Here is a 7,425-nt window from a genome sequence, read left to right on the forward strand (position 1 = left end):
AGACGGGCGTATTGCTGACGGCCAATCCTAGTAAAGCCGCCATGCCCATGTTACGTACGACTTTTAAGGCGTCGTCTGCACCACTTGTGAAAGCTCGCCTGTATGCAACCGCTCGGGGGATTTACGAAGTCTACCTCAATGGCAAACGGATTGGTCAGGACTATTTTAATCCCGGCCTAACGCAGTATAACAAAACCCACCTCTACCAAACCTACGATGTTACCAAGCAGATTCGGGCGGGAGAAAATGCGTTGGGAGCCTACTTAGGCGAAGGCTGGTGGAGCGGCGGGGCTACGTACGCCGGCGAAAACTGGAATTATTTTGGAGATCGGCAATCACTTTTGGCTCAGCTCATTCTTACCTACGCTGATGGTAGGGAGCAGATCATCGTGAGTAAGCCCCAAAGCTGGACTTATTTCGACGGGGGACCAATGGTCTACGGTAGTTTTTTTCAGGGCGAAGTCTACGACGCTTTGCGGGAACGGGCCATTGAAGGGTGGTGTACTGCTGCTTACGATGCTTCCTTATGGAAGCCGGCCCAGGAAATCGGTTTGTCGAAGCAAGTCAGTCAGGCGTATTCACTCAACAATCCCAGCGTAGCTGATTACTCGCAGGCCACGCTACGGGGACAATTTGGGCCAACCGTACAAAAGGTCCGGGAGCTTACTGCCGTATCGATGCAGGAAGTTCGTCCCGGCGTTTTTGTCTACGACATGGGGCAAAACATGGTGGGTGTTCCTGAGATCCATTTGTCAAACGTGAAAGCTGGAACCAAGCTTACCTTGCGGTATGCGGAAGTAAAATACCCGGATCTGCCGGAATATACCGGAAATCAGGGCATGATCATGCTTGAAAACATCCGGGCAGCGATGGCTCAGGATCTTTATTTTGCCCGAGGGGGAGAGGAGACGATTGCCCCCCGCTTTACCTACCACGGCTACCGCTTTGTGGAGATCACCGGAATCGATCAGCCCTTACCGCTAACGGCTGTGAAGGGAACGGTTCTTAGTTCCATTCATCAACTGGCCTCCCAGTATGAAACCTCCAATGCCAAGGTGAATAAACTTTGGGAAAACATAACCTGGTCCACGCTCGGAAACTTTCTGTCGATTCCCACCGACTGTCCCCAACGCAACGAGCGTCTGGGCTGGAGCGGCGATATTTCTGTATTTGCCCGCACTGCTACCTACCTGGCCGATTTACCGCAGTTTCTAAGCCGACACCTGCAAGCCATGCGGGATGTGCAGCGAGCCGATGGCCGTTTTACGGACGTGGCTCCTTTGGGTGGAGGCTTCGGCGGTATACTCTGGGGAAGTGCGGCTCTGACCGTAGCCTGGGAAAGTTATCAGCAGTATGGCGATAAAGCATTACTGGCCGCCCACTATGAAGCCATGAAACGCTACACCCGCTATATCCAGGAAAAAAACATAGACCCTAAAACCGGATTGCTCACCCAGGAAAATCCGACCTTCTGGGGAAATCTGGGTGACTGGCTGGGACCAGAGCAAAACAAGAACGATAATTCACTTTTATGGGAGGCGTACTGGATTTACGATCTGGAGCTGATGCAAAAAATGGCTACTGTTTTGGGAAAAACAGCTGATGTCCGAACGTTTGAGGACTTACACCAACAGCGGAAATCCTTTTTTAATGCCACGTACGTGGAAAAGCAGAGCGGAAAAACCATTCATTCCGGCTTTAAACAAAATCCGTCAGCGACTCTGAAAGCGGGAGATGCTGTGGATACTCAGACGTCTTATGTGCTTCCGTTAGTATTTGATGCGTATGATTCAGAGCACCTTCCCAAAGCTATTAATCGCTTCGTGGAAAGCATCAAACGGGAAAGTAAGGCTGAGAACGGTACCCTCACGCCGTCGTATTCCTTAATGACGGGCTTTATTGGTACGGCCTGGATCAATAAAGCCTTATCGGACCAGGGGCATTCCGAAACGGCGTATCGGCTATTGCAACAAACCTCGTATCCTTCCTGGTTATATTCGGTTGATCAGGGAGCAACGACCATTTGGGAACGACTGAATTCGTACACGCATACGAATGGATTCGGGGGCAATAACCAAATGAACTCCTTCAATCATTACTCGTTTGGAGCCATTGGGTCCTGGCTGTATAACTATTCGCTGGGCATTGAACGGGACGAAAAAGCCCCGGGCTTCAAGCATTTCCTGCTCCATCCCGAACCAGATCCTACGGGACAGATGACCTATGCTCGCGGCTATTACGATTCGATGTACGGACGTATTGAAAGTAGCTGGAAAAAGAAAGAAAAAGGGCATGTCTACCGATTCGTCATTCCCGCCAATACATCCGCAACGGTAACCTTACTAGCTCCTTCCGCCCAGGCGATCTCCATCAATGGAAAACCATTTGCGTCTCCCAAAGTCGTTAGCTACTCAAGTGCTAAAGGAAAACAAGTATTCGAGCTTCTTTCGGGGACTTATGAAATTATAGTGAAGCCTTAGTTGCCATTTTCTTTGATAAATCAATTTCGGGAATTTTTGCATAATGGCAAGAGAATACCAATACCATTGTGCAAGGATTGAAGATAAGCTTTCAAAGGCTGCTGCACCAAGAAGATAAGCTCATAAACGAAGATGAAGACTGGGCTCAACACTACCCCGGATTTTGGGCAGTATTATTTTTTTCCCTCACCAATGCAAGGTTTCGATCAATCGCGTATTTAATAGATGAAACCAAGTAAAATGAACCAAGGATGACTCTCGTCCAGCGTACCTGGGAAGAAGCAAGCGATTAGACTTCGCTTGATTTTTTCAGCATCCCGATTTTACTTGTATGTTGACGGTTAGCCAGATACGTTAAAGATAGTTAGTTTGACTGTGTATCGCTAGAATGAGCAGCCCTGTAAATGCTAAAAGAGGAAAGGCAAGAACGAGAACTCGTGGATCGGCTTGTATTGAAAGAACCATCAGCCTGGAAAGAACTGTATGATGCTTATGCAGGGAATCTTTCTGTAGTGGGGTCTCGCTATCTGAGGGAAAAAGAGGATGTTCGGGATATTTTGCAAAATAGTTTTATCAAGATGTTTCATTCGATGGCCTCGTTTGAGTTCAGAGGGAAAGGTTCGCTTCGAGCTTGGATGACTCAAATTATGGTTCACGAATCGCTGAAACACCTCAAGCAGCAGGCTAAGCTCGACTTTACTACGGATGTAGCTGAAGTGGCGGACTTTGTTAGTGAAGAGGAGCCTGATTTAGAGCTTTTCACGCAGAAGGAACTCTTGGGGCTGATTCAGTCTCTGCCACTGGGCTATAGAACGGTGTTCAATCTGTATGTATTTGAACAAAAGAGTCACAAAGAAATTGCTATGCTGCTTGGAATCAAAGAAAGCTCATCCGCCTCTCAATACCACCGGGCTAAGCAGGTACTGATGGATAAACTGACCGAATTGAAAACTTTAAAATTAGACGCAACATGAATCATAAGTGGCTAGAGCGTCTGCGTAACCAACTAAAGGATCATGAAGAAGCTCCTCCGCAGGGGCTTTGGCAGGAGCTGGAAAAAGAGTTGTTCAAACCTGCACAAAAGAAGGGCATTGTACTCTATACTGAGCAGGTGAAGCGAAACATGCTCTTATTTTATCGAAGCTACGAAAGTAGAGCGGCTGCTTTTGCGGGACTTTTACTAGCGAGTCTGTTCGTGTGGACGTATGTAAAGCAGTCGAATCATTCGGATAAACCTCAGGTGGCCTATCAGCAATCTAGGGGGGAGGCGTCTAGGATCATCCAGGCCCCCCTTGATTCCATGAACGTTCTCAATCAAACATCCGGCAGGGAATTGGGCACTCTTTCAGCGATGGAATCCACCATAAGGATGGACTCTGATCTTTTGAAAGTAGAAGCTGCTGACAGCTTAAAGAATCAACAGCCCGCTTTCGGAAACTTGAAGAAGTCAGCCTTTAACGACCGCCGATTAATGAATCCGCAAGTGCTGGTTAGTCAAAAGCTAGGAATACCCACGCCTGCAAAGCTTAAAATCCAAGAGGTTCAAGCAAAAAGACGTCAGCTCAGAAGTACAGGGGCTGAAGTCCTACGCAGATCAGCTTGCTGTTCAAACATCAACTTCAGACACGAGTTGGGCAATAGTGACGCAGACGGCAAATGTACGTCCCGGCATAGACCCACGCCAGGAGAATGCACGTTTAGCGGAAGCTGCTAATGAGAAGCAGGCCCCCAAGAATAGCCGGCAGTGGATGGCAAATGTAGCCGTAAGTCAGGGATTGCCGAATTCATTAGAGCAATACAGTGGCTATACTAATAGCAGTGGAATAAGCGTAGACGGACTACTAGCTAGTGCGATGGCGGAATTTAGCCCTTTAGCCGAAGTACTCGAGGCCAATGCATATGAAGTCGTTGCCACGAATGTCAAACACAAAACACCCCTGACGGCAGTACTTTCCTTCCAGTATCAATTAAGTCAAAGGCTTAGCTTAACTACGGGCCTTACATATACCAGGCTGGAGTCCGACTTACGCTCGGGTAGCTTAGCTTCCTATTTGAATCGTGAGCAAACGCTGCACTACGCAGGTGTACCGCTTCAGCTCAATTACCAGATGCTAACGAGAGGACGCTTTTCGGGTTATGTTGCCATGGGAGGGCAGGTTAGAAAAGCCGTGTACGGGACTCTTAAAACGACCTATACCGTCAATGCGGAAAAACGTACGGAATCTGTTGAGACTCTTGAGGAAAGGCCCTGGGATTTTTCTGTAAACGCAGCGGCAGGTCTTCAGTATACGCTGACCCCTGGCTTAAGTCTGTTTATCGAACCAGGCCTTGAGTATCACGTGCATAGACCTACTACCATACCTACTATTTATCAGGAGCAACCTTTGCTTTTCAATGCTCACTTTGGACTTAGATTTAAACTTAAGTAATCCTGTCCCATTCCCCTATTCGCAGTCATGCATCCGATCTTATCCTTACTCGTGTTGTGGTTTCTTGCATCCATGCCCGGGACGTTTTCTCCAGCAGAAGACTTCGATCAGGCAAGAGTATTCGCTCCGGTCATCGGTAGAGAAGTCAAAAATCAGGCAGGAATCATTCAGTACCTGCCCGAAGAAAAGCAGTACGTCGTGGTTGTGAGAACACCCCGCAGCAGTCCGAGTCCGCTTTACGATGCTACTTGGCCAAGGCTTATCACCAAGACGGACTACACGTACAGTTTGACGGAATGATCACGAAGAGCGAATGGCACCAGGCTATGTTCAGGCTTACTACGTAGAGATTACCAAGATTAAGCCGATTCACTTAATTCACTAAAGTACATTTGAAGTGAAGATCAGGTGACGTCGTTACGCTGCTTGTTAAGGTAAGCGGACGAGAGGTGATATCCTGTGCAGGACAGCCTTCAAGTTATGTAGACATAAATCGTAATCAACCCTTTCAAAATTAACTTAGTCAACGGCTTCTTAGCCGCAGGGGCTTCTTTGGCCCAAATGTTCGGTTTCTAACTCATTTTTCATCTACCTACTCAAATAAGCTTTAAATTTTTTCACCCTAAAACTTAATTTTAAATCAACGTTCCATGAAATCTTTCATTAAAAGTATCGGATCTCTCGCTGTTTTTTCTTTACTCCTGACGGCCTGTCAAAAAGACAATCCTGCGCCAACCCCTACGATCACGGGCCTTTCGTTCTTCCAGGCTTCCAAGGATCTGGATCAAATCAATCTGACCTCGGGTACGCAGAAAATTAACACTACTGTTTTTAAATATCTGGATTTTTTAGGTTACCGCAATTTTAGTGCGGGCAAGCATGAAATTACCATCACCAAACAAGGATCAGCGACTACCATAGCAAAAGTGAGTGTGGAACTGAAAGCTAGAGTTGCTTACTCGGCTTTTGTTATGGGCACGACAAGTGCTCCTGCCGTTCTTTTGGTTGAGGATAATTTAACTCCGGTGACGACCAAAGCTAAAGTTAGATTTGTTCATCTCAAGGCCGATGCTAAAGAAATAGACGTATTCATCAATGCTGATAAAACAGCTCTCTTTGCGAAGGCTCCTTATAAAAGTGTACAAGCTTTCAAGGAGATCGACGCTGCTAATGAGCTGAAAATCACCCTAAAAGAAACGGGAAAAACGGAGATTATGGCCGAGTTTACCAAAATTAAAGTAGAAAAAGGTAAAATCTATACGTTCGTGTTCAGTGATCCGAAAACAGGCGATACGTCTAAAATGGCATTGACAACCGTGACCAATCGTTAGGCAAAGAAACGTATCCCAGTCGTTTCAAATTGCTTGGAAAGTATCATAGGCTAGTGAGAGCTAGTTCAGGATGCCTTTACAACTAAATGGTAATTGTCCTGACATCTAGACTGCTGATGATTGATGCTGCCTCACGGCTTGTGTTTATCTACTATTGGCCGGAAGCTCCGAAAAAACAAAAAATGTTCAACGCAGGCAGCAGTATATGGGTAGGTCAATTTGTTACGTATAGTGTAGTTAGTAATAAGCCGATATGCACACTTACAGCCGATTCTTCAAAAATTGGCCGATTGGAAACGGGAGTCGAGCAGGATCTCTCTCAATTAAATATTGGTACCTATTCGTACTATGACAGGGTTTGCCGTTGAGCGTGCTTTATAATTCCTTAACGGGCAGGGGGGCGTTCTTATTCATTTTAATCAAATACTTTTATGAAAATGCTTATTAAGCAAGCCCTACTTCTGAGTGGGATGATCATGACGGCCTGCCAATCCACTCAACCCCAAGAAGGAAAAAAGTTTGAGATGGACTGCCGAGAGCAAGAAAAAGTCATAAAAAAGGCAAATAATCAAACAGGGGTCGTTCGGTATGATAACGATGCAAAAGTGTATACAATTATGGTTAGAATTCCTAACAACGATTGATTCTGAGGATGTCGGTTACGTGTGCAATCTGCCCGATGCGTTTAAAAAAGAAGGCTTGAACGTACGTTTCTCGGGCGAGTACCGAGCGTATGATCAGGTGCCCAAAACCATGCTGGGTGGGCAGACTTTTTATTATTTGAAGGTTAGCCAGATGAAAAAGATGCAATAAAACTTCGCTTCTCCTATGCGGATACGAGGAAGCTTCGCATAAAAAGCCGCCACTTTTAGCGAGCTTCCTCGTATCCTTAGGGAAGCAGCGTATGGAGTTAGGGAAGGGCACAGGCCCTTCCACTTCACCTTTTCCGAGCATTTGTATCTGATTTTATTTAGGTTACCGATCTTCTTTTACTTTCCAATGCTTTCTTTTTGTACGCTTTTTGATTCGGGCTATCTCTCCCGGGGACTGGCTCTGTATTATTCTCTGGAAGAGCATTGCCCCTGCTTTCACCTGTACATCGTTCCCTTCGATTCGCCGTGTCAACAGGTGCTTGAGGCCTTGTCTCTGCCACACGTCACCCTTATTGCCCTGGCGGACTTTGAG

7 protein-coding genes and 1 pseudogene are annotated in these 7,425 nt (G+C 46.5%); all 8 read left to right on the forward strand.

From position 1 onward, the window contains the following. Window positions 1-2,480 (forward strand): alpha-L-rhamnosidase (locus BWI97_RS25315; protein WP_102203302.1); only part of this gene is annotated, 2,480 nt, incomplete at its 5' end. A 437-nt stretch (window positions 2,481-2,917) separates the two neighbouring features. Further along, window positions 2,918-3,454, forward strand: a complete 537-nt coding sequence (locus BWI97_RS25320; protein ID WP_233208038.1) for an RNA polymerase sigma factor — start codon at window positions 2,918-2,920, stop codon at window positions 3,452-3,454. After that, complete coding sequence (locus BWI97_RS25325) at window positions 3,451-4,194, forward strand: hypothetical protein (RefSeq protein ID WP_102203304.1); 744 nt, start codon at window positions 3,451-3,453, stop codon at window positions 4,192-4,194. Before BWI97_RS25320 ends, BWI97_RS25325 begins: the two co-directional genes overlap by 4 nt. Before the next feature lie 34 nt (window positions 4,195-4,228). Beyond that, window positions 4,229-4,909: an outer membrane beta-barrel protein gene (locus BWI97_RS25330; RefSeq protein ID WP_102203305.1), complete on the forward strand. Its 681-nt coding sequence runs from the start codon at window positions 4,229-4,231 to the stop codon at window positions 4,907-4,909. A gap of 27 nt (window positions 4,910-4,936) precedes the next feature. Continuing rightward, window positions 4,937-5,209, forward strand: a complete 273-nt coding sequence (locus tag BWI97_RS25335) for a hypothetical protein (RefSeq protein ID WP_102203306.1) — start codon at window positions 4,937-4,939, stop codon at window positions 5,207-5,209. A gap of 350 nt (window positions 5,210-5,559) precedes the next feature. Then, the gene (locus BWI97_RS25340; RefSeq protein ID WP_102203307.1) at window positions 5,560-6,240 is read left to right on the forward strand and encodes a DUF4397 domain-containing protein; all 681 of its coding nucleotides are present in this window, start codon (window positions 5,560-5,562) and stop codon (window positions 6,238-6,240) included. A gap of 597 nt (window positions 6,241-6,837) precedes the next feature. Next, window positions 6,838-7,053, forward strand: a complete 216-nt coding sequence (locus tag BWI97_RS27475; protein ID WP_146011033.1) for a hypothetical protein — start codon at window positions 6,838-6,840, stop codon at window positions 7,051-7,053. Window positions 7,054-7,239: 186 nt separating this feature from the next. Beyond that, a pseudogene (locus tag BWI97_RS27480) lies at window positions 7,240-7,425 on the forward strand (glycosyl transferase); the annotation flags it as partial.

The sequence above is a fragment of the Siphonobacter sp. BAB-5405 genome, from assembly GCF_002872335.1.
In the GTDB taxonomy this organism is placed as follows: domain Bacteria; phylum Bacteroidota; class Bacteroidia; order Cytophagales; family Spirosomataceae; genus Siphonobacter.